At 74.0% G+C, this 25,590-nt stretch carries 21 protein-coding genes; 12 read left to right on the forward strand and 9 right to left on the reverse strand.

Features of this window, described 5'->3' with window-relative positions; translation table 11 throughout:
- Positions 1 to 38: 38 nt before the first annotated feature.
- Positions 39 to 947, reverse strand: coding sequence for an SDR family oxidoreductase (locus ACSLTV_RS10885; protein ID WP_432136011.1), 909 nt, complete (start codon positions 945 to 947; stop codon positions 39 to 41).
- A 1-nt stretch (position 948) separates the two neighbouring features.
- The gene (locus ACSLTV_RS10890) at positions 949 to 1,689 is read right to left on the reverse strand and encodes an SDR family oxidoreductase (protein WP_435612033.1); all 741 of its coding nucleotides are present in this window, start codon (positions 1,687 to 1,689) and stop codon (positions 949 to 951) included.
- Positions 1,690 to 1,743: 54 nt separating this feature from the next.
- Between ACSLTV_RS10890 and ACSLTV_RS10895 the strand changes: the two genes are divergently transcribed.
- Genes ACSLTV_RS10895 through ACSLTV_RS10910 form a run of 4 tightly spaced genes read left to right on the forward strand, consistent with a single transcriptional unit; the run spans position 1,744 to position 5,066 of the window.
- Positions 1,744 to 2,490, forward strand: a complete 747-nt coding sequence (locus ACSLTV_RS10895; protein ID WP_432136009.1) for an enoyl-CoA hydratase family protein — start codon at positions 1,744 to 1,746, stop codon at positions 2,488 to 2,490.
- Positions 2,483 to 3,304 (forward strand): CoA transferase subunit A, encoded by an 822-nt coding sequence (locus ACSLTV_RS10900; protein WP_432136008.1) that lies wholly within the window; start codon positions 2,483 to 2,485, stop codon positions 3,302 to 3,304. Before ACSLTV_RS10895 ends, ACSLTV_RS10900 begins: the two co-directional genes overlap by 8 nt.
- Positions 3,301 to 4,017 (forward strand): CoA-transferase subunit beta, encoded by a 717-nt coding sequence (locus tag ACSLTV_RS10905; protein WP_432136007.1) that lies wholly within the window; start codon positions 3,301 to 3,303, stop codon positions 4,015 to 4,017. The genes ACSLTV_RS10900 and ACSLTV_RS10905 overlap by 4 nt, the downstream gene beginning before the upstream one ends.
- Complete coding sequence (locus ACSLTV_RS10910) at positions 4,017 to 5,066, forward strand: NAD(P)H-dependent flavin oxidoreductase (RefSeq protein ID WP_432136006.1); 1,050 nt, start codon at positions 4,017 to 4,019, stop codon at positions 5,064 to 5,066. Before ACSLTV_RS10905 ends, ACSLTV_RS10910 begins: the two co-directional genes overlap by 1 nt.
- Here ACSLTV_RS10910 and ACSLTV_RS10915 read toward each other — a convergent pair.
- The 3 genes from ACSLTV_RS10915 to ACSLTV_RS10925 are packed head-to-tail and all read right to left on the reverse strand — an operon-like array spanning position 5,050 to position 7,689.
- Positions 5,050 to 6,207: an acetyl-CoA C-acetyltransferase gene (locus tag ACSLTV_RS10915; RefSeq protein WP_432136005.1), complete on the reverse strand. Its 1,158-nt coding sequence runs from the start codon at positions 6,205 to 6,207 to the stop codon at positions 5,050 to 5,052. The genes ACSLTV_RS10910 and ACSLTV_RS10915 overlap by 17 nt on opposite strands.
- A 38-nt stretch (positions 6,208 to 6,245) precedes the next feature.
- Positions 6,246 to 6,881 (reverse strand): TetR/AcrR family transcriptional regulator, encoded by a 636-nt coding sequence (locus ACSLTV_RS10920; RefSeq protein ID WP_432136004.1) that lies wholly within the window; start codon positions 6,879 to 6,881, stop codon positions 6,246 to 6,248.
- A gap of 22 nt (positions 6,882 to 6,903) precedes the next feature.
- Positions 6,904 to 7,689, reverse strand: a complete 786-nt coding sequence (locus ACSLTV_RS10925; RefSeq protein WP_432136003.1) for an SDR family oxidoreductase — start codon at positions 7,687 to 7,689, stop codon at positions 6,904 to 6,906.
- A 48-nt stretch (positions 7,690 to 7,737) separates the two neighbouring features.
- Here ACSLTV_RS10925 and ACSLTV_RS10930 point away from each other — a divergent pair, with 48 nt between their 5' ends.
- Together ACSLTV_RS10930 and ACSLTV_RS10935 are read left to right on the forward strand one after the other, a co-directional pair.
- Positions 7,738 to 8,877 (forward strand): acyl-CoA dehydrogenase family protein, encoded by a 1,140-nt coding sequence (locus tag ACSLTV_RS10930; RefSeq protein WP_432136002.1) that lies wholly within the window; start codon positions 7,738 to 7,740, stop codon positions 8,875 to 8,877.
- On the forward strand, positions 8,877 to 9,851 hold the full coding sequence (locus ACSLTV_RS10935) for an acyl-CoA dehydrogenase family protein (RefSeq protein WP_432136001.1): 975 nt from the start codon (positions 8,877 to 8,879) through the stop codon (positions 9,849 to 9,851). The genes ACSLTV_RS10930 and ACSLTV_RS10935 overlap by 1 nt, the downstream gene beginning before the upstream one ends.
- Before the next feature lie 12 nt (positions 9,852 to 9,863).
- On the opposite strand, the gene ACSLTV_RS10940 is transcribed toward ACSLTV_RS10935, so the two are convergent.
- From ACSLTV_RS10940 to ACSLTV_RS10955, 4 genes are all read right to left on the reverse strand, one after another.
- Positions 9,864 to 10,616, reverse strand: coding sequence for a vWA domain-containing protein (locus ACSLTV_RS10940; RefSeq protein ID WP_432136000.1), 753 nt, complete (start codon positions 10,614 to 10,616; stop codon positions 9,864 to 9,866).
- 107 nt (positions 10,617 to 10,723) lie between these two features.
- Positions 10,724 to 12,184, reverse strand: a complete 1,461-nt coding sequence (locus tag ACSLTV_RS10945) for a glutamate synthase subunit beta (protein WP_432135999.1) — start codon at positions 12,182 to 12,184, stop codon at positions 10,724 to 10,726.
- Positions 12,177 to 16,808 carry a glutamate synthase large subunit gene (gene gltB, locus ACSLTV_RS10950; protein ID WP_432136082.1) on the reverse strand — a complete coding sequence of 1,544 codons (4,632 nt, stop codon included), beginning with the start codon at positions 16,806 to 16,808 and terminating at the stop codon, positions 12,177 to 12,179. Before gltB ends, ACSLTV_RS10945 begins: the two co-directional genes overlap by 8 nt.
- 380 nt (positions 16,809 to 17,188) lie before the next feature.
- On the reverse strand, positions 17,189 to 17,920 hold the full coding sequence (locus tag ACSLTV_RS10955; protein WP_432135998.1) for a VIT1/CCC1 transporter family protein: 732 nt from the start codon (positions 17,918 to 17,920) through the stop codon (positions 17,189 to 17,191).
- A gap of 256 nt (positions 17,921 to 18,176) precedes the next feature.
- Here ACSLTV_RS10955 and ACSLTV_RS10960 point away from each other — a divergent pair, with 256 nt between their 5' ends.
- From ACSLTV_RS10960 to ACSLTV_RS10985, 6 genes are read left to right on the forward strand one after another with little or no spacing between them, the layout of a single operon-like run.
- Positions 18,177 to 19,205, forward strand: a complete 1,029-nt coding sequence (locus ACSLTV_RS10960) for an ADP-ribosylglycohydrolase family protein (protein ID WP_435612034.1) — start codon at positions 18,177 to 18,179, stop codon at positions 19,203 to 19,205.
- Positions 19,202 to 20,908 (forward strand): ADP-ribosylglycohydrolase family protein, encoded by a 1,707-nt coding sequence (locus ACSLTV_RS10965; protein ID WP_435612035.1) that lies wholly within the window; start codon positions 19,202 to 19,204, stop codon positions 20,906 to 20,908. The genes ACSLTV_RS10960 and ACSLTV_RS10965 overlap by 4 nt, the downstream gene beginning before the upstream one ends.
- A gap of 8 nt (positions 20,909 to 20,916) precedes the next feature.
- On the forward strand, positions 20,917 to 22,128 hold the full coding sequence (locus tag ACSLTV_RS10970; protein WP_432135995.1) for an ADP-ribosylglycohydrolase family protein: 1,212 nt from the start codon (positions 20,917 to 20,919) through the stop codon (positions 22,126 to 22,128).
- The gene (locus ACSLTV_RS10975) at positions 22,116 to 23,483 is read left to right on the forward strand and encodes an ADP-ribosylglycohydrolase family protein (protein WP_435612036.1); all 1,368 of its coding nucleotides are present in this window, start codon (positions 22,116 to 22,118) and stop codon (positions 23,481 to 23,483) included. Before ACSLTV_RS10970 ends, ACSLTV_RS10975 begins: the two co-directional genes overlap by 13 nt.
- Complete coding sequence (locus ACSLTV_RS10980; protein ID WP_432156608.1) at positions 23,480 to 24,727, forward strand: CaiB/BaiF CoA transferase family protein; 1,248 nt, start codon at positions 23,480 to 23,482, stop codon at positions 24,725 to 24,727. Before ACSLTV_RS10975 ends, ACSLTV_RS10980 begins: the two co-directional genes overlap by 4 nt.
- Positions 24,724 to 25,551, forward strand: a complete 828-nt coding sequence (locus ACSLTV_RS10985; protein WP_432135992.1) for an HpcH/HpaI aldolase/citrate lyase family protein — start codon at positions 24,724 to 24,726, stop codon at positions 25,549 to 25,551. The genes ACSLTV_RS10980 and ACSLTV_RS10985 overlap by 4 nt, the downstream gene beginning before the upstream one ends.
- The last annotated feature ends 39 nt before the right edge of the window (positions 25,552 to 25,590 follow it).

A 25,590-nucleotide genomic window follows, 5' to 3' on the forward strand; every position in this document is an offset into this window, starting at 1 on the left:
TGCCGATGTGCCGGTCCGCCGGGTGCCGCACCGCGTCGCTAGAGGCCGTACACCTGCCCCGGTGTCTCCGCGCGCGCCAGCAGTCTCGTCACCGTCTCCCCCACCTCCCCCGCGCTCCATCGCGCTCCCTTGTCCGCCGTGGGGCCCGGCCGCCAGCCCTCCATCACGGTGATCCGGCCGCCCTCGGCCTCGAAGACCCGGCCGGTGACCCCGGCGCTGGCGGCGGAGCCGAGCCAGACCACCAGGGGGGAGACGTTCTCGGGGGCCATCGCGTCGAAGCCGTCGGCGGGCGCGGCCATGGCCTGCGCGAAGGTGCGCTCGGTCATGCGGGTGCGGGCGGCGGGGGCGACGGCGTTGACCTGGACGCCGTAGCGGGCGAGTTCGGCGGCGGCGACCAGGGTGAGGGCGGTGATGCCGGCCTTGGCGGCGCTGTAGTTGGCCTGGCCGACCGAGCCGAGCAGTCCGGCCCCGCTGCCGGTGTTGACGACGCGGGCGGCGGGCGGGCGGCCCGCCTTTGCCTCGGCGCGCCAGTGGGCGGCGGCGTGCCGCAGGGGGAGGAAGTGGCCCTTGAGGTGGACGCGGAGGACGGCGTCCCAGTCGTCCTCGTCGAGGTTGACGAGCATGCGGTCGCGCAGGAAGCCCGCGTTGTTGACGAGGGTGTCGAGGCGGCCGTACGTCTCCAGGGCGGTCGTCACGAGGGAGGCGGCGCCCTCGGCGGTGGCGATGTCGCCGGCGTGGGCCACGGCCCGGCCGCCGGCCGCGCGGATCTCGTCGGCGACGCGGGTGGCCGGGCTGTCGGGACCGGGGCGGCCGTCCAGGGTCACCCCGAGGTCGTTGACGACGACGCGGGCGCCCTCGGCCGCGAGGGCGAGGGCGTGCGCGCGGCCGAGACCGCGCCCGGCGCCGGTGACGACGGCCACCCGGCCGTCGCAGAGGTTCGCGTGCATCTCAGTCCTCCTCGGTGACTGTCGCGGCGTCCAGGAAAGCGGGCCGTTCGCCGCCGCCGTGCACGGGCAGCGCGGCGCCGCTGATGTAGGCGGCGGCGTCCGACGCCAGGAAGACGGCGGCGGCGCCGACGTCGGCGGGGCGGGCGAGCCGGCCGAGCGGGACGGTGCGCTCGACGGCGGCGATCCCCTGCTCACCGCCGTAGTGCAGGTGGGACAGCTCGGTGCGGACCATGCCGACGACGAGCGTGTTGACGCGGACCTCGGGCGCCCATTCGACGGCCATGGAGCGGGCGAGGCTCTCCAGTCCGGCCTTGGCCGCGCCGTAGGCGGCGGAGCCGGGTGAGGGGCGGCTGCCGCTGACGCTGCCGATCATGACGATGGATCCCCGGGCCCGTCTGAGGTGGGGGTGGGCGGCGAGGGAGGCGGTCAGGGGGGTGACGAGGTTGAGTTCGATCACGCGCGCGTGCCGCTCGGCGTCCGCGTCGGTCAGCCGGCGGTGGGGGGTGCCGCCCGCGTTGTTGACGAGCACGTCGAGGCGGGGCAGGGCGGCGAAGAAGGCGCGGACGGCCGGCGGGTCGCGCAGGTCCAGGGGGGCGAACTCCACTCCGGCCACCGGCATTTCGGGGGGTCTGCGGGCGCAGACCAGAACCCGGGCGCCGGCGTCGGCGAACGCCCGCGCGATGCCGGCGCCGACGCCGCGCGTGCCGCCGGTGACGACCGCGACCTTTCCGTGCAGGCCCATGCGACGCTACCCTTCACCTAACAAACGTTTGGTGGAAAGGTAGCTGATGCGGCCATGGGTGTCTCCACCTCGTCCCCCGAAAGGGGGATATCCGTCGTCACCGTCGACTTCCCGCCGGTGAACGCGCTTCCGGTGGCCGGCTGGTTCGCCCTGGCCGACGCGGTGCGGGCGGCCGGCCGCGACCCCGGTGTGCGGTGTGTCGTCGTGGCGGCCGAGGGGCGGGGGTTCAACGCCGGGGTGGACATCAAGGAGATCCAGGCGGACGGCCGGGCCCTGGTCGGCGCCAACTCCGGCTGCGCGGAGGCGTTCGCGGCGGTCTACGAGTGCGAGGTGCCGGTCGTGGCCGCCGTCCAGGGCTTCTGCCTGGGCGGCGGCGTGGGCCTGGCCGGCACCGCGGACGCGATCGTGGCCAGCGAGGACGCCGTCTTCGGGCTGCCCGAGCTGGACCGGGGGGCGCTGGGCGCGGCCACCCACCTGGCCCGCCTGGTGCCGCGGCACCTGATGCGGGCGCTGTACTACACCTCGCGCACGGTCACGGCGGCCGAGCTGCGGGCGCACGGCTCGGTGTGGCGGGTGGTGCCGCGCGCGCAGCTGCCGGGCGCCGCGCTGGAGCTGGCCGGTGAGATCGCCGCGAAGGACGGCCGGCTGCTGCGCCTGGCCAAGGCCGCCCTCAACGGCATCGACCCGGTCGACGTGCGCCGCAGCTACCGCTTCGAGCAGGGCTTCACCTTCGAGGCGCAGCTCACCGGGGTGGCCGACCAGGTGCGCGACCGATTCGGGAGGGGGCGGGCGGATGCCTGACGAGCCGACGACCGACAAGACGATGACCGCCGAGGAGGCCGTCGCCCGGCTGGAGAGCGGCATGACCGTGGGCATCGGCGGCTGGGGGTCCCGGCGCAAGCCGATGGCCCTGGTGCGGGCCCTGCTGCGGTCACCGGTCACCGACCTCACGGTCGTGTCGTGCGGCGGACCGGACGTCGGCATGCTGGCCGCCGCCGGCCGGATCCGGCGGCTGGTCGCCGCGTTCGTCACCCTGGACTCGATCCCGCTGGAGCCGCACTACCGCGCCGCCCGCGAGCGGGGCGACCTGGAGCTGACGGAGGTGGACGAGGCGATGTTCCTGTGGGGGCTGCGCGCCGCCGCGCACCGGATGCCGTTCCTGCCGGTACGGGCGGGGCTGGGCTCCGACGTCATGCGGGTCAACCCGGGCCTGCGGACGGTGACGTCGCCGTACGACGACGGGGAGACGTTCGTGGCGATGCCCGCCCTGCGGCTGGACGCGGCCCTGGTGCACGTCAACCGCGCCGACCGGCTGGGCAACGGGCAGTACCTGGGGCCGGACCCGTACTTCGACGACCTGTTCTGCGCGGCGGCGGACGCGGCCTACGTCTCGTGCGAGCGGATCGTCGGCACGGCCGAGCTGACCGAGGGCGCCGCGCCGCAGACCCTGCTGATCGGGCGGCACACCGTGACGGGGGTGGTGGAGGCCCCGGGCGGGGCGCACTTCACGTCGTGCGCGCCCGACTACGGCCGGGACGAGGCCGCGCAGCGCGCGTACGCGACCACGCCCTGGCCGGAGTTCGCCGAGCGCTATCTCACGGGGAGGCCGTCGTGACCGTGACGCGCGCCGAGTACTGCGTCATCGCCTGCGCCGAGGCCTGGCGGGGCGACGGGGAGGTGCTGGCCGCCCCGATGGGCCTGATCCCGTCCGTCGGCGCGCGGCTGGCCCGGCTCACCTTCGCGCCGGACCTGATGCTGACCGACGGGGAGGCGCTGCTGGTGCGCCCGGACGGGACGCCGGAGGGCTGGCTGCCCTACATCCGGCACCTGGACCTGGTCACCGGCGGGCGCCGGCACGTGATGATGGGCGCGAGCCAGCTCGACCGGTACGGCAACCAGAACATCTCCTGCGTCGGCGACTGGCGGCGGCCCCGGCGCCAGCTGCTCGGCGTGCGCGGCGCCCCGGTGAACACCCTGAACCACCCGACCAGTTACTGGGTACCCAGGCACGCCCCGCGAGTCTTCGTGGAGCGGGTCGACATGGTGTGCGGGGTGGGCTACGACCACGCGGCGGGCGCCCGCCATCACCGGCTGCGCCGGGTGGTCACCGACCTCGGGGTGTTCGACTTCGCCACGCCGGACCACTCGATGCGGCTGGCGTCCCTGCACCCCGGGGCGACGGTCGGGGAGGTCACCGCGGCCACGGGCTTCGACCTGGCCGTCCCGGACGAGGTGCCGTACACCCGGGAGCCCAGCGCCGAGGAGCTGCGGCTGATCCGGGAGGTGCTCGACCCGGGGACGACGCGCGCGCGGGAGGTCGGCCACTGATGGAGACGGCGCTGACCCGGCTGGTCGGGGTCCGCCACCCGATCGTGCAGACCGGCATGGGCTGGGTGGCGGGCCCCCGGCTGGTCTCGGCGGCGGCGAACGCGGGAGCCCTGGGCATCCTGGCGTCCGCGACGATGACCCCGGACCGGTTGCGCGAGGCGGTCCGTGAGGTGCGTGCGCGGACGGACGCGCCCTTCGGGGTCAACCTGCGCGCCGACGCCGGGGACGCCGCCGAGCGGGTCCGGATCATCGTGGAGGGCGGTGTCCGGGTGGCGTCGTTCGCGCTGGCGCCCTCCCGCGAGCTGATCGCGGAGCTGAAGGAGGCGGGCGTGGTCGTGATCCCGTCGGTGGGTGCGCGCCGGCACGCCGAGAAAGTGGCCGCCTGGGGTGCCGACGCGGTGATCGTGCAGGGCGGCGAGGGCGGCGGGCACACCGGCGAGGTGGCGACGTCGGTGCTGCTGCCGCAGGTGGTGGACGCGGTGGACGTCCCGGTCGTCGCGGCGGGCGGCTTCTTCGACGGGCGGGGCCTGGTCGCGGCGCTGGCCTACGGGGCGGCGGGCGTGGCCATGGGCACCCGCTTCCTGCTCACCTCGGACTCGACGGTGCCGGACGCGGTGAAGGCGCGGTACCTGGCGGCGACGGTGCGGGACGTGACGGTGACCCGGGCGGTGGACGGTCTGCCCCACCGCATGCTGCGCACGGATCTCGTCGACGCGCTGGAGCGCGCGGGGCGCGCCAGGGCCCTGCTGCGGGCCGTCCGCGCGGCCGCCGCCTTCCGGGAGCTGTCCGGGCTGTCCTGGCGCGCGCTGCTGCGCGACGGTCGCGCCCTCAGGCGCGGCAAGGACCTGACCTGGAGCCAGGTCCTGCTCGCCGCGAACACCCCGACGTTGCTGAGGTCGGCGATGGTGGACGGCCGCACCGACCTCGGGGTGATGGCGTCCGGGCAGGTCGCCGGGGTGATCGGCGACCTGCCCTCGTGCGCGGAGCTGGTGGAGCGCGTGATGGCCGAGGCGGAGGAGGTGCGGCGGCGGCTCACAGCCGTTCGATGACCGTCACGTTGGCCTGGCCGCCGCCCTCGCACATCGTCTGCAGGCCGAACCGGCCGCCGGTGCGCTCCAGTTCGTGCAGGAGGCTGGTCATCAGCCGGGCGCCGGTGGCGCCCAGGGGGTGGCCGAGGGCGATGGCGCCGCCGTTGACGTTGACCTTGCCGGGGTCGGCCCCGGTCTCCTTCAGCCAGGCGAGGACGACGGGCGCGAAGGCCTCGTTGATCTCGACGAGGTCGATGGCGTCGAGGGTCAGCCCGGTCTTCTTCAGGGCGTGGGCGGTGGCCGGGATGGGCGCGGTGAGCATCCGGATGGGGTCCTCGCCGCGTACGGAGAGGTGGTGCACGCGCGCGCGTGGGGTGAGCCCTTGTTCGCGTACGGCTCGCTCGGAGGCCAGCAGCAGGGCGGCGGCGCCGTCGGAGACCTGGGAGGAGCAGGCGGCGGTGACGGTCCCGCCGTCGATGACGGGCGCCAGGGCGGCCATCTTCTCCGGGGAGGTGTCCCGGCGGGGGCCCTCGTCGACGGCGACCGGCCCGTAGGGGACTGTCTCGCGGGTGAAGCGGCCCTCGTCGATCGCGCGCAGGGCCCGCCGGTGCGAGCGCAGCGCGAACTCCTCCTGGTCGCGGCGGCTGATCCGCCACTTCGCGGCGATCATCTCGGCGCCCGCGAACTGGTTGACGGGCCGGTCCCCGTACCGCGCCCGCCAGCCCTCGCTGCCCGCGAAGGGCCCCTGGGTGAGGCCGAGCGGCTCGGCGGCCTGCCGGGTGGCGAAGGCGATCGGGATCTGGGACATGTTCTGCACGCCGCCCGCGACCACCAGGTCCTGGGTCCCGGACAGCACGGCCTGCGCCGCGAAGTGCACCGCCTGCTGGGAGGACCCGCACTGGCGGTCCACGGTCACCCCGGGCACCTCCTCGGGCAGGCCGGCGGCCAGCCAGCAGGTGCGGGCGATGTCGCCGGCCTGGGGTCCCACCGCGTCCAGGCAGCCGAACACGACGTCCTCGACGGCGGCCGGGTCGACGCCGGAGCGGGCCATCAGCTCCCGCAGCACATGCGCGCCCAGATCGGCCGGGTGGACCTCGCTGAGCCCTCCCCCGCGCCGCCCCACGGGCGTACGGACCGCTTCGACGATGTAGGCCTCGGCCATGGCGGCAACTCCCTCACGCAGAACGGAACCTCGAACGGCTACTCACGTACGGCGATCCCGTCCAGCACCATCGACAGGTACTGGCGGGCGATCTCCTCGGGGCTGTGCTGTCCGCCGGGCCGGTACCAGGACGCGGCGACCCACACCGTGTCCCGGACGAACCGGTAGGTGAGCCGGACGTCGAGGTCGGCCCGGAAGACCCGGTCCGCGACACCGCGCTCCAGCGTGGACAGCCAGGCCCTCTCGAACCTGCGCTGCGACTCGGCGAGGAAGGCGAACCGCTCCTGCGCCACGAGCTGCCTGCTCTCCTTCTGGTAGATCGCGACGGCGGCGCGGTGCCTGTCGATCTCCCGGAACGACTCGGTGACCAGGGCCTCAAGGGTTTCGCGCGGGCCGAGGCCGGCGGCCAGGACGGTGTCGTAGCCGTCCCACAGCTCGTCGAGGAAGGTCCGCAGGATCTCCTCCAGCATCGACTCCTTGGAGTCGAAGTGGTAGTAGAGGCTGCCGGCGAGCATGCCGGCCTGGTCGGCGATCTTGCGGACGGTGGTGGCGTTGTAGCCCTGTTCGGCGAAGACCTCGGCGGCGGTGCCGAGGAGTTCGCGTCGCCGGGCCTGCGCGGCGGCCGCCGCGGGCTTGCTCTCGGCGGTCACCTGGGGCTTCTTCTTCGTAGGCACGCGCACATTCTCGCCCCCGGCCTCACGCGCGCTGGCTGCTGACGGCGACGACCTCGCCGGTCATGTACGAGGAGTAGCCCGACGCCAGGAAGACGATCACGTTGGCCACCTCCCAGGGTGCGGCGGCGCGGCCGAAGGCCTCCCGGGCGGTCAGGTCGCGCAGCAGCTCGGCCGAGGTCACCTTCGCCAGGTGCGGGTGCAGGGCGAGGCTCGGCGCGACCGCGTTGACCCGGATCCCGTCCCGGGCCGCCTCCACCGCGGCGCAGCGGGTCAGTGCCATCACGCCGGCCTTGGCGGCGGCGTAGTGCGCCTGTCCGGCCTGGGCGCGCCAGCCCAGGACGGAGGCGTTGTTGACGATCACCCCGCCGCCGGAGCGGCGCATCAGGCGCAGCGCGGCCCGGGTGCAGCGGAAGGTGCCGTTCAGCGTGACGTCCAGGACGCGGGTCCACTGGTCGTCCGTCATGTCGACGAGGTCCGAGGTGCCGCCGAGGCCCGCGTTGTTGACGACGACGTCCAGCCGTCCGTGCGCGGCGACGGCCGCGTCGAACAGGGCGCACACCTGCGTCTCGTCGGTCACGTCGCACGGCACGGCGGTCACCGCGTCGCCGAACTCGCCCGCCAGAGCGGCCCGGTGCTCCTCCAGCCGGCGGGCGTGGGCGTCGCTGATCAGTACGCGGGCGCCCTCCTGGAGGAACCGGCGGGCGGTGGCCGCGCCGATGCCCGCCCCGGCGGCCGCGGTGACGACGGCGGTGCGGCCGCCGAGCAGACCGTGTCCGGGAACGTACGCCGGAGCCTCGACGTTGGTCATGACAGCACGCTAACCTACCAAACACTTGTTAGGGAAGGAGGGTGAGTCGTGGACCTCGCGTTCTCCCCGGCCGACGAGGCCTTCCGCACCGAGGCCCGCGCCTGGCTGGCCGACCACGTCCCGCGCGCTCCCCTGCCCTCCCTGGAGACCGCCGAGGGCTTCGCCGCCCACCGCGCGTGGGAGGCCGAGCTGGCCGCGGCCCGCTGGTCGGCGGTGAACTGGCCGACGCGGTACGGCGGTCGGGACTGCGATCTGGTGCGCTGGCTGCTCTTCGAGGAGGAGTACCACGCCCTGGCCGCCCCGGCCCGGGTCAGCCAGAACGGGATCTCGCTGCTCGCCCCGACCCTCCTCGACCACGGCACCGAGGAGCAGCGCGCCCGGGTCCTGCCGCCCATGGCGCGCGGCGAGGCGGTCTGGGCGCAGGCCTGGTCGGAGCCCGAGGCCGGCTCCGACCTGGCGTCGCTGCGCGCGAGGGCGGAGCGGGTGGCGGGCGGCTGGCGGCTGAGCGGGCAGAAGACGTGGTCCTCGCGCGCGGCCTTCGCCGACCGCGCCTTCGGCCTGTTCCGCTGCGACCCGGGCGCCGCCGGGCCCCACCAGGGCCTGATCTACCTGATGTTCGACCTGCACGCCCCGGGGGTCACGGTCCGCCCGATCCAGCGCCTGGACGGCCGGCCGGCCTTCGCGGAGCTGTTCCTGGACGACGCGTTCGTGCCCGACGAGGACGTGATCGGGGCGCCCGGCGAGGGCTGGCGCATCGCGATGTCGGCGGCGGGCAACGAACGCGGCCTGATGCTCCGCTCCCCGGGCCGCTTCCTCGCCGCCGCCGACCGGCTGCACCGCCTGTGGCGCTCCCGCGGCGGCCCGCCGGAGTTCGCCGACCGGGTGGCCGACGCCCTGATCGGCGCCCGCGCCTACCAGTTGTTCGCCTACGCCGCCGCCTCGCGCCTGCTGGACGGCGGGTCCCTCGGCCCGGAGTCCAGCGTGAACAAGGTGTTCTGGTCGGAGTACGACCTCGCACTGCACGAGACCGCCCTGGAACTCCTCGGCGAGGAGGGCGTGTTCGCGGACACCTCGTGGTCCGAGGGCTGGCTGTTCGCGCTGGCCGGCCCGATCTACGCCGGAACCAACGAGATCCAGCGGGACATCGTCGCCGAGCGGCTGCTGGGCCTGCCGAAGGGACGCCGCTGATGCGCCTCCTCCTCGATCCCGAGCAGCGGGCCTTCGCCGCCTCCCTGGACGCCCTGCTGACGGCCGCGGACACCCCGGCGGTGATCCGGTCCTGGGGCCGGGGCGATCCCGCGGGCGGACGCGCGCTGTGGCGCCGGGTCGCCGAGGCGGGGGTGTTCGCGCTGGCGGTCCCCGAGGCGTACGCGGGGCTGGGCCCCCGGCCGGCCGAGGTCGCGGTGGCCTTCGTGGAGCTGGGGCGGCACGCGGTGCCGGGCCCGCTGGCGGAGACGGTGGCGGCGGCGGCCCTGCTCAGCGCGCTGGAGGATCCGGGCCCGGCCGAGCGCCTGCTGCCCGCTCTGGCCGGCGGTGCGGCGATGGCGACGCTGGCCTGGGGGCCGTACGCCGTGGACGCGGAGGTGGCGGACGTCCGGCTGGGCGTGACGGCCGACGGCTGCCTGGAACTGTCGCCGCCGCCCGGCACTCCACCGCGCCCGACCCCGGACCCCGCGCGCCGGCTGAGCCCGTTGCCACCCGGCGGGGAGCCGCTCGCCCGCGGCCCGCGGGTCGCCGAGGCCCTGGAGCAGGCGGTGCGGTGGGCGCGGCTGGCCACCGCCGCGCAGGCGCTCGGCATCGGGCTGGCCCTGCTGGACCGGACGGTGGCGTACGTCGGCCGGCGCACCCAGTTCGGCGTCCCGGTCGGCTCGTTCCAGGCGGTCAAGCACCGGCTGGCCGACGCGCGGATCGCGCTGGAGTTCGCCCGCCCGCTGGTGCTGGGCGCCGCGCTCACGCTGGAGCCGGGCGAGGTGGCCGCGGCCAAGGCCGCCGCCTGCGACGCCGCGTACACGGCGGCCCGCGCCGCCCTGCAGTCGCACGGCGCCATCGGCTACACGGCGGAGTACGACCTGTCCCTGTGGCTCACCCGGGCGCACGCGCTGCGCACGGCGTGGGGCAGTCCGCACGCATGCCGACGGGCGGTGCTCGATGCGCGGGCGTGAGACCCGGCGGGCTCAGTGCGCCCCCCGGGCCAGGTTGCCGGCGTCGCCCGGCGTCCGCAGGATGCCCCGCGCCCGCGCCGCCGCCAGCCATGACGGGAACTCGCCCACCAGGCGGTCGTACAGCTCGCCGTCCGGCATCGCGCGCGGGTCGGCACCGGCGTGGAAGAAACCGGCGTTGTCGACCATCCGCTTCTCGGGGACGGGCAGGTCGTCGAGCCGGCGCAGGAAGTCGAACTGCTTGCTGTCCGGGTCGCCGAAGCCGATGAACTGCCAGAACAGCGGCAGCCCGGACGCCTTGCACAGATACCGTTCGGCGGCGAGCTTGTTGATCGGGCCGCCGTCCGTCTGGAACACCACCAAGGCGGGCGCGTCGGCCCCGCTGTCCAGGTAGTGGTCGATGACGGCGTCCATCGCCAGGTGGTAGCTGGTCCTTCCCATGTGCCCGAGCCCGGCCACGATCCGGTCCACCCGCCCCGCGTGGTCGGCGAGCACGATGTCGGTCTCGGCGTCGATGTCGGTGGAGAAGAACACGACGGGCACCCGGCCGTCGTCGTCGAGGTGGGCGGACAGACCCAGCACCCGGTCGGCCAGCGCCTGCACGCTGCCGTCCTTGTAGTACGGCTTCATCGAGCCGGAGTAGTCGACGACGAGATAGACGGCGGCCCGCTCCCCCGCCAGCCCGTGCCGGCTGAGCGACACACCGGCGGACTTGTAGAGGCTGACCAGCGCGGGGGCGGCCTCCTGGACCTTGCTGAGACTGATCACAAAGCCACCTTAGGCGACAGCGCCTGCCCCGTCGTCCGGTCGGGGACAGTGGGGCAGACGCTGCCTGTGTTCCGTACGCCGTTGTACGGGACGTTCTTGAGGGGCCGTCAGACCGTGAGCGCGCGGTCCGTCGGGCGGATCGGCGCGGGCAGGTCGCTGGCGCCGGTCAGGAACCGGTCGGCACCGCGGGCGGCAGAGCGGCCCTCGGCGATGGCCCAGACGATGAGCGACTGGCCGCGGCCGGCGTCACCGGCGACGAACACGCCCGGCACGTTGGTCTGGAAGTCGGCGTCGCGGGCGATGTTGCCGCGCGCGTCCAGCTCCAGGCCGAACTGCTCGACCAGGCCGTTCTCCTGGTCGGTGCCGGTGAAGCCCATGGCGAGGGTGACCAGCTGGGCGGGGATCTTCCGCTCGGTGCCCGGCTTCTGGGTCAGCTTGCCGTCGACGAACTCGACCTCGACCAGGTGCAGCCACTGGACGTTGCCGTCCTCGTCGCCCTCGAAGTGGGTGGTGGAGACGGAGTAGACCCGCTCACCGCCCTCCTCGTGGGCGCTGGTCACCTTGTAGAGCATCGGGAAGGTCGGCCAGGGCTGGCCCGCGTTCCGCTCCTCGCCCGGCTTCGGCATGATCTCCAGCTGGGTCACGGAGGCCGCGCCCTGCCGGTGGGCGGTGCCGACGCAGTCCGCGCCGGTGTCGCCGCCGCCGATGACCACCACGTGCTTGCCCTCGGCCGAGACCGGGGCGGTGACGTAGTCGCCCTCCTGGACCTTGTTGGCCAGCGGCAGGTACTCCATGGCCTGGTAGACGCCCTTGAGCTCGCGGCCCGGCACCGGCAGGTCACGGGCGGTGGTGGCGCCGACGGCCAGGACCACCGCGTCGTACCGCTTCTTCAGGTCGCCGGCCTTGAGGTCGCGGCCGATCTCCACACCGGTGCGGAAGCGGGTGCCCTCCGCGCGCATCTGCTCGATGCGGCGGTTGATGTGCCGCTTCTCCATCTTGAACTCGGGGATGCCGTAGCGCAGCAGACCACCGACGCGGTCCGCGCGCTCGTAGACGGCGACGGTGTGGCCGGCCCGGGTCAGCTGCTGGGCGGCGGCCAGACCCGCGGGGCCGGAGCCGACGACGGCGACGGTCTTGCCGGACAGGCGCTCCGGGATCTGCGGGGCGACGTCCCCGGTCTCCCACGCCTTGTCGATGATCGAGACCTCGACGTTCTTGATGGTGACCGGCGGCTGGTTGATGCCGAGCACACACGCCGACTCGCACGGCGCCGGGCAGAGCCGGCCGGTGAACTCCGGGAAGTTGTTGGTGGCGTGCAGGCGTTCCTGCGCGGCCGACCAGTCCTCCCGGTAGGCGTAGTCGTTCCACTCGGGGATCAGGTTCCCCAGCGGGCAGCCGTTGTGGCAGAACGGGATGCCGCAGTCCATGCAGCGGCTGGCCTGCTTGCTGATGATCGGCAGCAGGGAGCCGGGGACGTAGACCTCGTTCCAGTCCTTGACGCGCTCCTCGACGGGGCGGGACCTGGCGACCTCGCGGCCGTGGTTCAGAAAGCCCTTCGGGTCAGCCATTGATCGCCGCCTCCATCATCTTCTCGGTGATCTCGGACTCGGTCAGTCCGGCTCGCTCGGCGGCGTCCTTGGCGGCGAGCACTGCCTTGTACGTGCTGGGGATGATCTTGCTGAAGCGGGTCACGGCGGTGTCCCACTCCGCGAGCAGCTTCTCGGCGACCGTGGACCCGGTCTCCTCGGCGTGACGGCGCACCACGCCGTGCAGCCACTGCTGGTCGTCCTCGCTCAGCGCCTCGATCGAGTCGAGGTTGCCGACGTTGACGTTGTCGCGGTCCAGATCGATGACGTAGGCGACGCCGCCGGACATGCCGGCCGCGAAGTTGCGGCCGGTCTCGCCGAGGACCACCGCGTGACCGCCGGTCATGTACTCGCAGCCGTGGTCGCCCACGCCCTCGGACACGACCAGCGCGCCGGAGTTGCGGACGCAGAACCGCTCACCGGTGCGGCCGCGCAGGAACAGCTCGCCGCCGGTCGCGCCGTACGCGATGGTGTTGCCCGCGATCGTCGAGTACTCGGCGAGGTGGTCGGCGCCCCGGTCCGGGCGGACGATCACGCGGCCGCCGGAGAGGCCCTTGCCGACGTAGTCGTTGGCGTCGCCCTCCAGGCGCAGCGTGACACCGCGCGGCAGGAAGGCGCCGAAGGACTGGCCGGCGGAGCCCGTGAAGGTGATGTCGATGGTGTCGTCGGGCAGGCCCGCGCCGCCGAACTTCTTCGTCACCTCGTGGCCGAGCATGGTGCCGACCGTGCGGTTGATGTTGCGGATGGCGACCTGGGCACGCACCGGCTGGGCGTCGTCGGCCGAGTCGGCGGACAGGGCGTCGGCGGCGAGCTTGATCAGCTCGTTGTCGAGCGCCTTCTCCAGGCCGTGGTCCTGCGCGATCAGCTGGTGGCGGACCGCCTCCTCGGGCAGCGCCGGCACGTGGAACAGCGGCTCCAGGTCCAGGCCCTGCGCCTTCCAGTGGTCCACCGCTCGCTCGACGTCGAGGATCTCGGCGTGGCCGACGGCCTCCTCGATGGAGCGGAAGCCCAGCTCGGCGAGGAGTTCGCGGACCTCCTGGGCGATGAACTGGAAGAAGTTGACCACGAACTCCGGCTTGCCGGTGAAGCGGTCGCGCAGCGTCGGGTTCTGGGTCGCGATGCCGACCGGGCAGGTGTCCAGGTGGCAGACGCGCATCATCACGCAGCCGGAGACGACCAGCGGGGCGGTCGCGAAGCCGAACTCCTCGGCGCCCAGCAGCGCGGCGATGATCACGTCGCGACCGGTCTTCAGCTGGCCGTCGGTCTGCACGACGATGCGGTCGCGCAGGCCGTTGAGCAGCAGGGTCTGCTGGGTCTCGGCGAGGCCGAGCTCCCAGGGGCCGCCCGCGTGCTTCAGCGAGGTCAGCGGGGAGGCACCGGTGCCGCCGTCGTGACCCGAGATCAGCACGACGTCCGCGTGGGCCTTGGAGACGCCCGCGGCGACCGTGCCGACGCCGACCTCGGAGACCAGCTTGACGTGGATCCGCGCCCGAGGGTTGGCGTTCTTCAGGTCGTGGATCAGCTGGGCCAGGTCCTCGATGGAGTAGATGTCGTGGTGCGGCGGCGGGGAGATCAGACCGACACCCGGGGTCGAGTGACGGGTCCTGGCGACCCAGGGGTACACCTTGTGGCCGGGCAGCTGGCCGCCCTCGCCGGGCTTGGCGCCCTGTGCCATCTTGATCTGGATGTCGTCCGCGTTGACCAGGTACTCGCTGGTGACGCCGAAGCGGCCGGAGGCGACCTGCTTGATGGCGCTGCGCCGGGCCGGGTCGTACAGGCGCTCCGGGTCCTCGCCGCCCTCACCGGTGTTGGACTTGCCGCCCAGCTGGTTCATGGCGATGGCGAGGGTCTCGTGCGCCTCCTTGGAGATGGAGCCGTACGACATGGCGCCGGTGGAGAAGCGCTTGACGATCTCGCTGACCGGCTCGACCTCGTCGACGGAGATCGGCTGCCGGTCCGACTTGAAGCCGAACAGGCCGCGCAGCGTCATCAGCCGCTCGGACTGCTCGTTGACCCGCTCGGTGTACTTCTTGAAGATGTCGTACTTGCCCGAGCGCGTGGAGTGCTGGAGGCGGAAGACCGTCTCCGGGTCGAACAGGTGCGGCTCGCCCTCGCGGCGCCACTGGTACTCGCCGCCGATGTCCAGCGCGCGGTGCGCCGGGGCGATGCCGGAAGCCGGGTACGCCTTGGCGTGGCGAGCGGCGACCTCCTGGGCGACGACGTCGATGCCGACGCCGCCGATCTTGGTGGCGGTGCCGTTGAAGTACTTCTCGACGAAGTTCTCGTCCAGGCCGACGGCCTCGAAGACCTGCGCGCCGCGGTAGGAGGCGACGGTGGAGATGCCCATCTTGGACATGACCTTCAGCACGCCCTTGCCGAGGGCGTAGATCAGGTTCTTGATGGCCTTCTCGGGCTCCATGCCGTCGAGGAAGGTGCCCGCGCGCAGCAGGTCCTCCACCGACTCCATCGCCAGGTACGGGTTGACGGCGGCGGCGCCGTAGCCGATGAGCAGGGCGACGTGGTGGACCTCGCGGACGTCGCCGGCCTCGACCAGCAGGCCCACCTGGGTGCGCTGCTTGGTGCGGATGAGGTGGTGGTGGACGGCAGCGGTGAGCAGCAGGGAGGGGATCGGCGCGTGCTCGGCGTCGGAGTGGCGGTCCGACAGGACGATCAGGCGGGCGCCGTTCTCGATGGCGGCGTCGGCCTCGGCGCAGATCTCCTCGATCCGCGCGGCCAGCGCGTCGCCGCCGCCGTGCACCCGGTACAGGCCGGACAGGGTCGCGGCCTTGAAGCCGGGCATGTCGCCGTCGGCGTTGATGTGGATGAGCTTGGCCAGCTCGTCGTTGTCGATGACCGGGAAGGGCAGGACGACGGAGCGGCAGGAGGCGGCGTTCGGCTCCAGCAGGTTGCCCTGCGGGCCGAGCGCGCTGCGCAGGGAGGTGACCAGTTCCTCGCGGATGGCGTCCAGCGGCGGGTTGGTGACCTGCGCGAACAGCTGGGTGAAGTAGTCGAAGAGCAGCCGCGGGCGGTCGGAGAGCGCGGCGATCGGCGAGTCGGTGCCCATGGAGCCGATCGGCTCGGCGGCGCTGCGGGCCATCGGCGCGAGGATGACGCGCAGCTCCTCCTCGGTGTAGCCGAAGGTCTGCTGGCGGCGGGTGACCGAGGCGTGGGTGTGGACGATGTGCTCGCGCTCGGGCAGGTCGCCCAGCTCGATCTCGCCGGCCTCCAGCCACTCCGCGTAGGGGGCCTCGGCGGCGAGCTGCGCCTTGATCTCGTCGTCCTCGATGATGCGGTGCTCGGCGGTGTCGACGAGGAACATCCGGCCGGGCTGCAGCCGGCCCTTGCGGACCACCTTGGCGGGGTCGATGTCGAGGACGCCGACCTCGGAGCCGAGGACGACCAGGCCGTCGTCGGTGACCCAGTAGCGGCCGGGGCGCAGGCCGTTGCGGTCGAGCACGGCGCCGACCTGGGTGCCGTCGGTGAAGGTGACGCAGGCGGGGCCGTCCCAGGGCTCCATCATCGTGGAGTGGAACTGGTAGAAGGCGCGCCGGGCCGGGTCCATGGAGTCGTGGTTCTCCCACGCCTCCGGGATCATCATCAGCACGGAGTGCGGCAGGGAGCGGCCGCCGAGGTGCAGCAGCTCCAGCACCTCGTCGAAGGAGGCGGAGTCGGAGGCGTCCGGGGTGCACACCGGGAAGATGCGCTCGATGGCCTTCTCGTCCGCACCGCTGTGCCCAGGGTCGGCAGAGCCGAACAAGTCGGAGACCAGCTGCGACTCGCGGGCGCGCATCCAGTTGCGGTTGCCCTTGACGGTGTTGATCTCACCGTTGTGCGCGACGAAGCGGTACGGGTGGGCGAGCGGCCACGACGGGAAGGTGTTCGTGGAGAACCGGGAGTGCACGAGCGCGATCGCCGAGCCGAAGCGGCGGTCGGACAGGTCCGGGAAGAAGGGCTCCAGCTGGCCGGTGGTCAGCATGCCCTTGTAGACGATCGTGCGCGCGGACAGCGACGGGAAGTAGACGCCCGCCTCGCGCTCGGCGCGCTTGCGCAGTACGAACGCCTTGCGGTCGAGAGCGATGCCCGTGGCGGGCGCCGCGGCACCGTCGGTGACGAAGATCTGCCGGAAGACCGGCATGGTCGACCGGGCGGTGGCGCCGAGCAGCTCCGGGGCGACGGGGACCTCGCGCCAGCCGAGGACGGTGAGGTCCTCCTCGGCGGCGATCGTCTCGATCTGTGAGACGGCGTCCTGGGTGCCGTCCTCGGGGAGGAAGGCGATGCCGACGGCGTAGGAGCCGGCCTCGGGCAGCTCGAATCCGGCCACCTCGCGGAAGAAGGTGTCGGGCACCTGGGAGAGGATGCCGGCGCCGTCTCCGGAGTCGGGCTCGGAGCCGGTGGCGCCACGGTGTTCGAGGTTGCGCAGTACGGTCAGCGCCTGCTCGACCAGCGTGTGGCTCGCCTCACCGGTGAGGGTGGCCACGAAACCGACGCCGCACGCGTCGTGCTCGTTGCGGGGGTCGTACATACCCTGCGCAGCAGGGCGAGCATCCATGAACGACCAGTTCTGGCCATTCGCGGAGTGCTGGGACGGCTGGCGCGGCGTACGCATCGGCTCTCCCGTCGTCGTCATCTGGCATATGCGAAGTGCCGAGGGACGACGTTGGCCCTCTGCTGAGTTGCACGTGGGTGCGAAATTTCGTGCAGGTTACATGATGGAGCGGTTCTCGGGAACCGGATACTCCGTTCCAGCATGCGGACGCCACAGGGTCGCGGCACAGGCCGCGCGCGGCGGCCGAAAATATAGGGGGGCCGAACGGGACAGATCGATGTCCGTCGACCCGGAGAACGGAACGGGCACCGTCGCCCACCCCGCGAGTGTGCCGCAGGCGTCATTGCCCACAGCGCTTACGGCTCATGCCCGGTGTTCAAGCATCCGAAACCAGTCAGTAACGGCTACTTATGCAGTCCCTTGCATAAGTGCCGGACGCCCTATCCTACGGCCGTACCGAACAGGCCGCCCAGGGCGTACGTCACACCGGCCGCCGCACCGCCGAGCGCCAGCTGCCGCAGCCCGCTGTACCACCAGGAGCGGGCGGTCACCCGGGCCACGACCGCGCCGCAGGCGAAGAGTCCGATCAGCGCGACCAGCACCGCCGGCCACAGCGCGGTGGCCCCGAGCAGATAGGGCAGGACGGGCAGCAGCGCGCCGAGCGCGAAGGCGCCGAAGGAGGACACCGCGGCGACGGCCGGCGAGGGCAGGTCGGAGGGGTCGATGCCCAGTTCCTCGCGGGCGTGTATCTCCAGGGCCTGCTCGGGGTCCCGGGACAGCTGCCGGGCCACCTGCCGGGCCAGCTCCGGCTCGACGCCGCGGGCCTCGTAGAGGGCGGCGAGTTCGGCCTCCTCGTCCTTCGGGTGCTTCCTGAGCTCCCGCCGCTCCACGTCGAGTTCGGCCTCGACGAGCTCCCGCTGGGAGGCGACCGAGGTGTACTCGCCGGCGGCCATGGAGAAGGCCCCGGCGGCGAGCCCGGCCAGGCCGGTGAGCACGATGGTCTCGCGCCCGACGGACCCTCCCGCGACACCGGTCATCAGGGCGAGGTTGGAGACCAGGCCGTCCATCGCGCCGAAGACCGCGGGCCGAAGCCAGCCACCGTTCACATCGCGGTGCGTGTGATTGTCGCGGTGGGCTTCGTGCAGCGCCGCCTCGGTCTCGATGAGGGCCATGAGGGTCTCCCGGAAAGCTTAGCCAAAGCTAACTTTGGATCGATTCTACTTTTCGACAACACGGACCTTACGCCGTGGATTCCCCCGCCGCCAGCAAGGAAAGGCTGGGCTTAGCTGCGGTTTTACCTTCGCTTGCGCCTCCGGGCGGCCCTGCCCTCGCACACCGACCGGGTGACTCTGAGGCCGACGAGGCGGCAGTCAACCGCCAACGGTGGGACAGATCGCTGGGACAGATCCGCAAAGGAGAGGCGGAGACATGGCATCGATCGCCCCCGTCCCCGCGGTGGCGGCACCCGGCACCGGCACCGCGCCGCGCGACCGGGCCCGGGGCGCACTGCTCGGCCTGGCCGTCGGGGACGCCCTGGGCGCCCCCGCGGAGAACATGAAACCGTCGGAGATCCGCGCCCGCTGGGGCCGCGTCACGGGCTTCGTCGCCGAGCAGCCGGCGGGCACCGACGACACCGAGTACGCGATCTTCTCGGGCCTGCTGCTGGCCCGGCACGGCTCGGCGCTCACCCCGGCGCACGTGGAGGCGGCCTGGCACGCCTGGATCGCCGACCGCGACGAGGGTCCGTTCCGGGGGGCGGGCTTCAGCGAGCGGGGCACGCTGGAGAACCTGCGCCGGGGGCTCGCGGCCCCCATCTCCGCCCAGCACCGGCACGCCTGGAGCGACGGCCTGGCCATGCGCGCGGCCCCCTTCGGGGTGTTCGCCGCGGGCCGCCCGGCGGAGGCGGCCCGCCTGGTGGCGATCGACGGCTCGGTGAGCCACGACGGCGAGGGCATCTACGGCGGCCAGGCCGTCGCGGCCGGGGTCGCGGCGGCCATGGCCGGGGCACCGCTCCTCGCCGTGATCGCCTCCGCGCTGGCGGTGATCCCCGACGACTCCTGGACGGCCCGGTCACTGCGCAGGGCGGTGGCCGTGGCGCACCGCGGCGAACGGGCCGTCCGCTCGGCCGTCGTCATCGGTGGCTATCCCTGGACGGACCTGGCCCCCGAGGCCGTCGCCCTCGCGTTCGGCGCGTACGCGGCGGCGGACGGCGACTTCCGGGAGGCGGTGCTCACGGCCGTCAACATGGGCCGGGACGCGGACACCACGGCGGCGGTGGCGGGCGCCCTGGCCGGCGCCGGTCAGGGCGCCCGCGCCATCCCCGCCGACTGGGCCGCGGCCATCGGCCCCGCCCGAGGCAGTTGCCTGCCCGCCATGGCCGGCCACCACATCCTGGACGTCGCCGAGCTCCTGGTCCCCGAGGAGGCCGCCAAGTGGCCCCCGGAGGCCGCCCGATGACTCCACCGACCCCGTGGGACACCACCGCTCCCCCGGCCGGCCCGGAACCCTCCGGGGATCCCGGACCGGAGACCGAGTCGCCCAGCGCCCCGGGCACGACCCCGCCCCCGGCCACCGCCGCCCTGGCACCGTCCGGCCCACGGACGGCGGCCCTCACCCGGCCGGGCACCGTCCCGGAACCCGCCCCGGAGACCGGCACGCGCCTCACCCCCTGCGCACCTCCCGTCCCGCAGACACCCGCCAACGGCGAGTGGCCCCCACCGGTGGAGGCGTTCCTCCCTCCCTCCGGTGACGGATGGCGGGAGGGCCGGAGACACCCCACCGGAGGTGAGACCTGGCCCGGGGCCGATACCGGCGTGGCCGGGACTGAGACGGAGACCGGGGCCGACACCTGGGCCGGGATTCAGACGGAGACGGAGACCCGGGCCGATACCTGGGTCGAGACCGAAACCCGAACCGACACCTGGGCCGAGACCGGAACCGATACCTCGGCCAAGACCGGGACAGAGACCGGAACCGACACCTGGGCCAAGACCGAAACCGGTACCGAGACCTGGGCCGAGACGGAAACCGGCCCACAGGCCGAGACCGGGCAACGCGTCGCCGGCCTCCTCCTCGGCCTCGCCGCGGGCGACGCCGCCGGCTGGCCCGCCGCCCGTCACCGAGCCGGCCGCCTCCCCGAGTGGACCCGGCGCCTCACCCGGGAACTCGACACCTTCGCCGAACACAACGCCACCACCACCCTCCCGGTCCCCATCGCCCTCAATCAGCCCCCCGAACCGCTCCGTCTCGGCCCCTCCGACGACGCCGAGTGGGCGGCCTTCACCGCGGAGGCGGTCCTGCGTGCCGGAGACGGCACCACCCTCGACGACCTCACCCGCGCCCGCCGCACCCGAGCCGCGATCGACCTCGCCTGGAACGCCCTCGCCGACGAGATCGCCGCCGCGGCCGACCGCGCTCCCGAGGTGGAGTCCGCGGTCCTCCCCCTGCGCGCCCGCATCTCCGTCCGCGCCGGCCTCGGCAACCTCGCCGCCGGCCTGCGTCCGCCCGCCACCGGCCACGACAACCCCCACTACTTCGACGACGCCGCCTGTGTCCGCGCCTGCGTGCTGGCCGTGGCCCATCCCGGCGACCCGGACGCCGCCGCCGACCTCGCCGAGTTCGACGCCCGCTACACCCAGGACGGCGACGGGGTGCACGGCGCCCGCGCGATGGCCGCGGCCGTCTCACTCGCCCTGTCCGGAGCCGGCGTGGAGGCGTGCGCGACGGCCGCGCTCACCCAGCTCCCGGAGGCCACCGAGATCGGCCGCAACGCCCGCCACGCCCTGCACCTGGCCCGCACCGCCGACAGCGCCTTCGCTCTGGTCCCCCTCCTGGAACACCAGATCGTCGACCACGTCTACAGCTACGGCATCGCCGCCGCGGAGACCGTCCCGGTGGCGCTGGCCCTCGCCCTCGCCGCGCACGGCCGGATCGCCGAGGCGGTCCCGGCGGCCGCCTGCCTGTCCCGGGTCGCGGACTCCGCCCCCGCGCTGGCCGGCGCGCTCACCGGGGCCCTGGGCGGAGGCTCGGCGATCCCCGACTCCTGGCGCACCACCTGCCGCACACTCTCCGGCTGCGCCCTGCCCCGCCTGACCGGTACCGACCTGGTCGAACTCGCCGGACTCCTGGTAGCCGCGCACCACCCGCCGACAAGGGGATGATTCCCCCCATGGCGACGGAAACAGACAAAAGCCCGGAAACTGGAAACGTCCCGGCGGAGACAGCGGCTTCCGCACCCCCGCTGACCGAACGCATCACCCACGCCCTGGTCGGCGCCGCCGTCGGCGACGCCCTCGGCGGCCCCGTCGAGGGCTACTCCCCCGACCAGATCCTCGAACGCCACGGCGGCCGGATCCACGGCGTCGTCGGCCCCTGGAACGGCGACGCGTGGCGCACCGCCCGCCCCCTGGCGCCTTACCACAAGGGAGACGGACACGTCACCGACGACACCCTGATGACCCACGCGCTGGTCAGGGTCTACGCCGAGGTCCGCGACCACCTCGACGCCTACTCCGTCGCCGACCACCTGGTCCCCGACCTGATGACCACCCCGCGCTGGATCCCCGAACTGGAGGCCGAGGCGCTGCCCCTGCACCGCGTCTTCCTGGCGGAGAAGTGGCTGGTGGCCCGCCTCCACTACGGCCATGCCGATCCCCGCGAGGCCGGCGTCGGCAACATCGTCAACTGCGGCGCGGCGATGTACATGGCCCCGGTGGGCCTGGTCAACGCCGCCGACCCGAGGGCCGCGTACGCCGAGGCACTGGACATCGCCGGCGCCCACCAGTCGTCGTACGGCCGTGAGGCGGCCGGTGTGTTCGCGGCGGCGGTCGCGGCGGCCTGCGCCCCCGGGGCGACACCGGAGTCGGTCGTCTCGGCCTGTCTGGCCCTGGCCAAGGACGGCACCCGCGAGGCCGTCGACCGGGTCTGCGAAGCGGCCCGCGGGCATCAGGACTTCGAGTCCGCCCTGCGGCCCCTGCGCGAGGCCGTGGCCCCCTACGACACGGTCGGGCCGGACTACCGCAGTCCCTCCCTGGGCGCCCGCCGCCCCTCCCGGCTGCACTCGATCGAGGAACTCCCCGTCGCCCTCGGCATGCTGCTGGTGGCGGGCGGCGACCACCGCCGGGCGGTGCTGGGCTCGGTCAACTACGGCCGGGACTGCGACTCGATCGCCACCATGGCCGGCGCCCTGGCCGGCGCGCTCGGCTCGCCGCCCCCGCGCGAGTGGGCCGAGCAGGTCGCACGGGCCAGCCGCCTGGATCTCTGGGAACCCGCGCGCACCCTGGCCGGGGTGGCCCGGGAGATCCACGCCAAGGACGTCCGCCGCCGGCGCGCCCACGAGGCGGCCGTCACCGCCCTCGGAGGCCCGGAATGCTCCGCCTGACCTGGGTGCAGCCGGAGGACCTGCTCGGCCACGAACTGCGTCAGGCCGCCCTGGACGGCCGTGAGCCGTCGGCCGTCGCGGCCCGCTGGGCGGCGGCGGGCGGGCCCCCGGCACCCGAGCGTGCGGGCGCCTCGCCGCACCCGCCGTCCCGGTACCTGCGCCGGCTCGCCGAGGACCTGCTGGACGAACTCGCCGAGCTGCCCAGCGCGCTGGCGGACGACGAGCCGACCGGCCTGGAGCGGATCAAGGCGCTCTGCCCGGACTGGCCGACCCGGCCGGCGGGCCCTCCCACCGCCCTGGACCCCGCCCGCGCCGAAGCCGCCTGGCTGGGCCGGGCCGCGGGCTGCCTGCTCGGCAAACCCGTCGAGAAGCTTCCCCTCACCGCCATCCGCGCGCTGGCGCGGGCCGCCGGCAACTGGCCGCTCGCCGCGTACTTCACCGCGACCGGTGTCCCCCGCGCCCTCCTGGACGCCCACCCCTGGAACCGCCGCTCGGCCGCCACCTCCCTCGCCGAGAACATCGACGGCATGCCCGAGGACGACGACCTCAACTACCCGCTGCTGAACCTCCTCCTGCTCCAGCGCCACGGCCGCGCCTTCACCACCGAGGACGTGGCCGGCCTCTGGCTGGCGGAACTCCCCGCCGCGCGCACCTTCACCGCCGAACGGATCGCCTACCGCAACCTCCTGTGCGGCATCGAGCCCCCGCACACGGCCCGCCATCGCAACCCCTTCCGCGAGTGGATCGGCGCGCTGATCCGCGCCGACGTGCACGGCTGGACCAACCCGGGCGACCCGGCCTCCGCCGCCGAACAGGCGTACCGCGACGCGGTCCTCAGCCACACCGCGAACGGCGTCTACGCGGCGATGTTCACGGCCGCCGCGATCGCCGCGGCGGCCACCGGCGACCGGGACGTGCACGCGGTGCTGCGCACCGGCCTGAGCGTGGTCCCGCCCCGCTCCCGGCTGGCGCTGGCCGTCACCCACGCCGTCGGACTGGCCCGTGCGCACGAGGACTTCGAGGCGGTCGTCGACGCGCTCCACGCCACCCACGCCCCCCGTCACCACTGGGTCCACGCCGTCCCCAACACCGCGCTGATCGCCGCCGCGCTCACCCACTCCCACGGCGACTTCCCCGGCGCGGTCTGCCGTGCCGTGTCGGGCGGCTGGGACACCGACTCCAACGGTGCCACGGCGGGCTCGCTCGCCGCCCTGCTGGCCGGTTCCCCGACCGCGCTCCCCGAGCGCTGGACGGCACCGCTCAAGAACCGTCTGGCCACCTCCGTCGCCGGCTTCGACGGCATCGGCTTCGACACCCTGGCCCACCTCACCCACCGGGAGGCAGCCCGCCCATGACCGACACGCCCCTGGCCCCGTCCCCGGCCGACCCTCCCCCGTACCGTGCGTCGGCGGCCCGCCCTCCGCTGGCCGGCCTGCGCGTCCTCGACCTCGCCACCCTCTTCGCCGGTCCGCTGGCCGCCACCCTGCTCGGTGACTTCGGGGCGGAGGTCATCAAGGTCGAGCACCCCGCGAAGCCGGACCCGTCCCGGGGCCACGGCCCCGCCAAGGACGGGGCGGGCCTGTGGTGGAAGGTCCTCGGCCGCAACAAGCGCACCATGACCCTGGACCTGTCCACCCGCGGCGGCCGCGCCACCCTGCTCCGCCTCGCCGAGACCGCCGACGTCGTCATCGAGAACTTCCGCCCCGGCACCCTGGAGAAGTGGGACCTGGGCTGGGCGGAACTCTCCGCCGCCAACCCCCGGCTGGTCCTGGCCCGGGTCACCGCCTTCGGCCAGTTCGGCCCCTACTCCCACCGGCCCGGCTTCGGCACGCTCGCGGAGGCCATGAGCGGCTTCGCCGCGATCACCGGGGAACCGGACGCGCCCCCGACGCTGCCCCCGTTCGGCCTCGCCGACTCCATCGCCGGCCTGACCACGGCCTACGCGGTCATGACCGCTCTGGCCGCCCGCGAGAGCACCGGCCGGGGCCAGGTCGTCGACATGGCGATCATCGAGCCGATCCTGGCCGTCCTCGGCCCCCAGCCCACCTGGTACGACCAGCTCGGCCACGTCCAGCCGCGCACCGGCAACCGCTCCGCCAACAACGCCCCGCGCAACACCTACCGCACCGCCGACGGCACCTGGGTCGCCGTCTCCACCTCCGCCCAGTCCGTCGCGGAGCGCGTAATGCGCCTGGTCGGCCGCCCGGACCTGGTCGACGAGCCGTGGTTCGCCACGGGTGCCGGGCGCGCCGGGCACTCCGACGTCCTGGACGAGGCGGTGGGCGGCTGGATCGCAGCCCGCCCCCGCGACGAGGTCCTGGCCGCCTTCGAGAAGGCGGAGGCGGCCGTCGCACCGGTGCAGGACGTGCGGGACGTGATGACCGACCCCCAGTACGCCGCCCTCGCCACGATCACCACCGTCGACGACCCGGAGCTGGGCCCCCTGCGCCTGCAGAACGTCCTGTTCCGGCTGTCCGAGACGCCCGGCGCGATCCGCTGGGCGGGACGCCCGCACGGCGCCGACACGGACGCCGTCCTCACCGAACTCGGCCTGACCCCGGCCGAGCTGGCCGCCCTGCGCTCGGAGGGTGCCCTGTGAGACCCCCGCTGACCTGGCTGTACGTCCCGGGCGACCGCCCGGCGGTGGTCACCAAGGCGCTCGCCGCGGGCGCCGACGTCGTCATCGTCGACCTGGAGGACGCGGTCGCGCCCGACCGGAAGGACTACGCCCGGGCGGCCACCGCGGACCGGCTCGTGGTCCCCCAGCCCGTCCCGGTCCACGTCCGTGTCAACGCTCTGGACACCCCGTACTGCGCCGCCGATCTGGAGGCGCTGGCACCACTGCCCGGCCTGTCCGGCCTGCGCCTGCCGAAGGTGAGCAGCCCGCAGCAGATCACCCGCACCGCGCAGGCCGTCACGCCCGGCGACGGCGACCCGCCGCCGCTGTACGCCCTGCTGGAGACCGCCCTGGGGGTCGAGCACGCCTACGCGATCGCCGCGGCGCACCCCCGGGTCAGCGGCGTCTGTCTGGGCGAGGCCGACCTCCGGGCCGACCTGGGGCTGGTGGACGACCGGGGCCTGGACCACCCGCGCTCCCGGATCGTGGTCGCGGCCCGGGCGGCCGGCCTGCCACCGCCGCCCCAGTCCGTGCACCCCGACATCCGGGATCTGGAGGCCCTTGCCGCGGGGTGCGCCCACGGTCGCGCCCTGGGGTTCCTGGGCCGTGCGGCCATCCATCCCCGCCAGCTGCCGGTGATCGAACGCGCCTATCTGCCCACCCCGGAGGAGATCGAACGGGCGGAGCAGATCGTCAAGGCGGCGGAGGCGGAACCGGGCGCCCAGGCCCTCCCGGACGGCACGTTCGTCGACGCGGCGACCGTGGCGGCGGCCCGCCGCGCGCTCCTGCTCGCCCACGACCGCTGACACCGGCCCCGGACGAACGCGGGGGCGGACACGGCGAAG

Source organism: Streptomyces sp. bgisy159, from assembly GCF_965341775.1.
Taxonomy (GTDB): domain Bacteria; phylum Actinomycetota; class Actinomycetes; order Streptomycetales; family Streptomycetaceae; genus Streptomyces.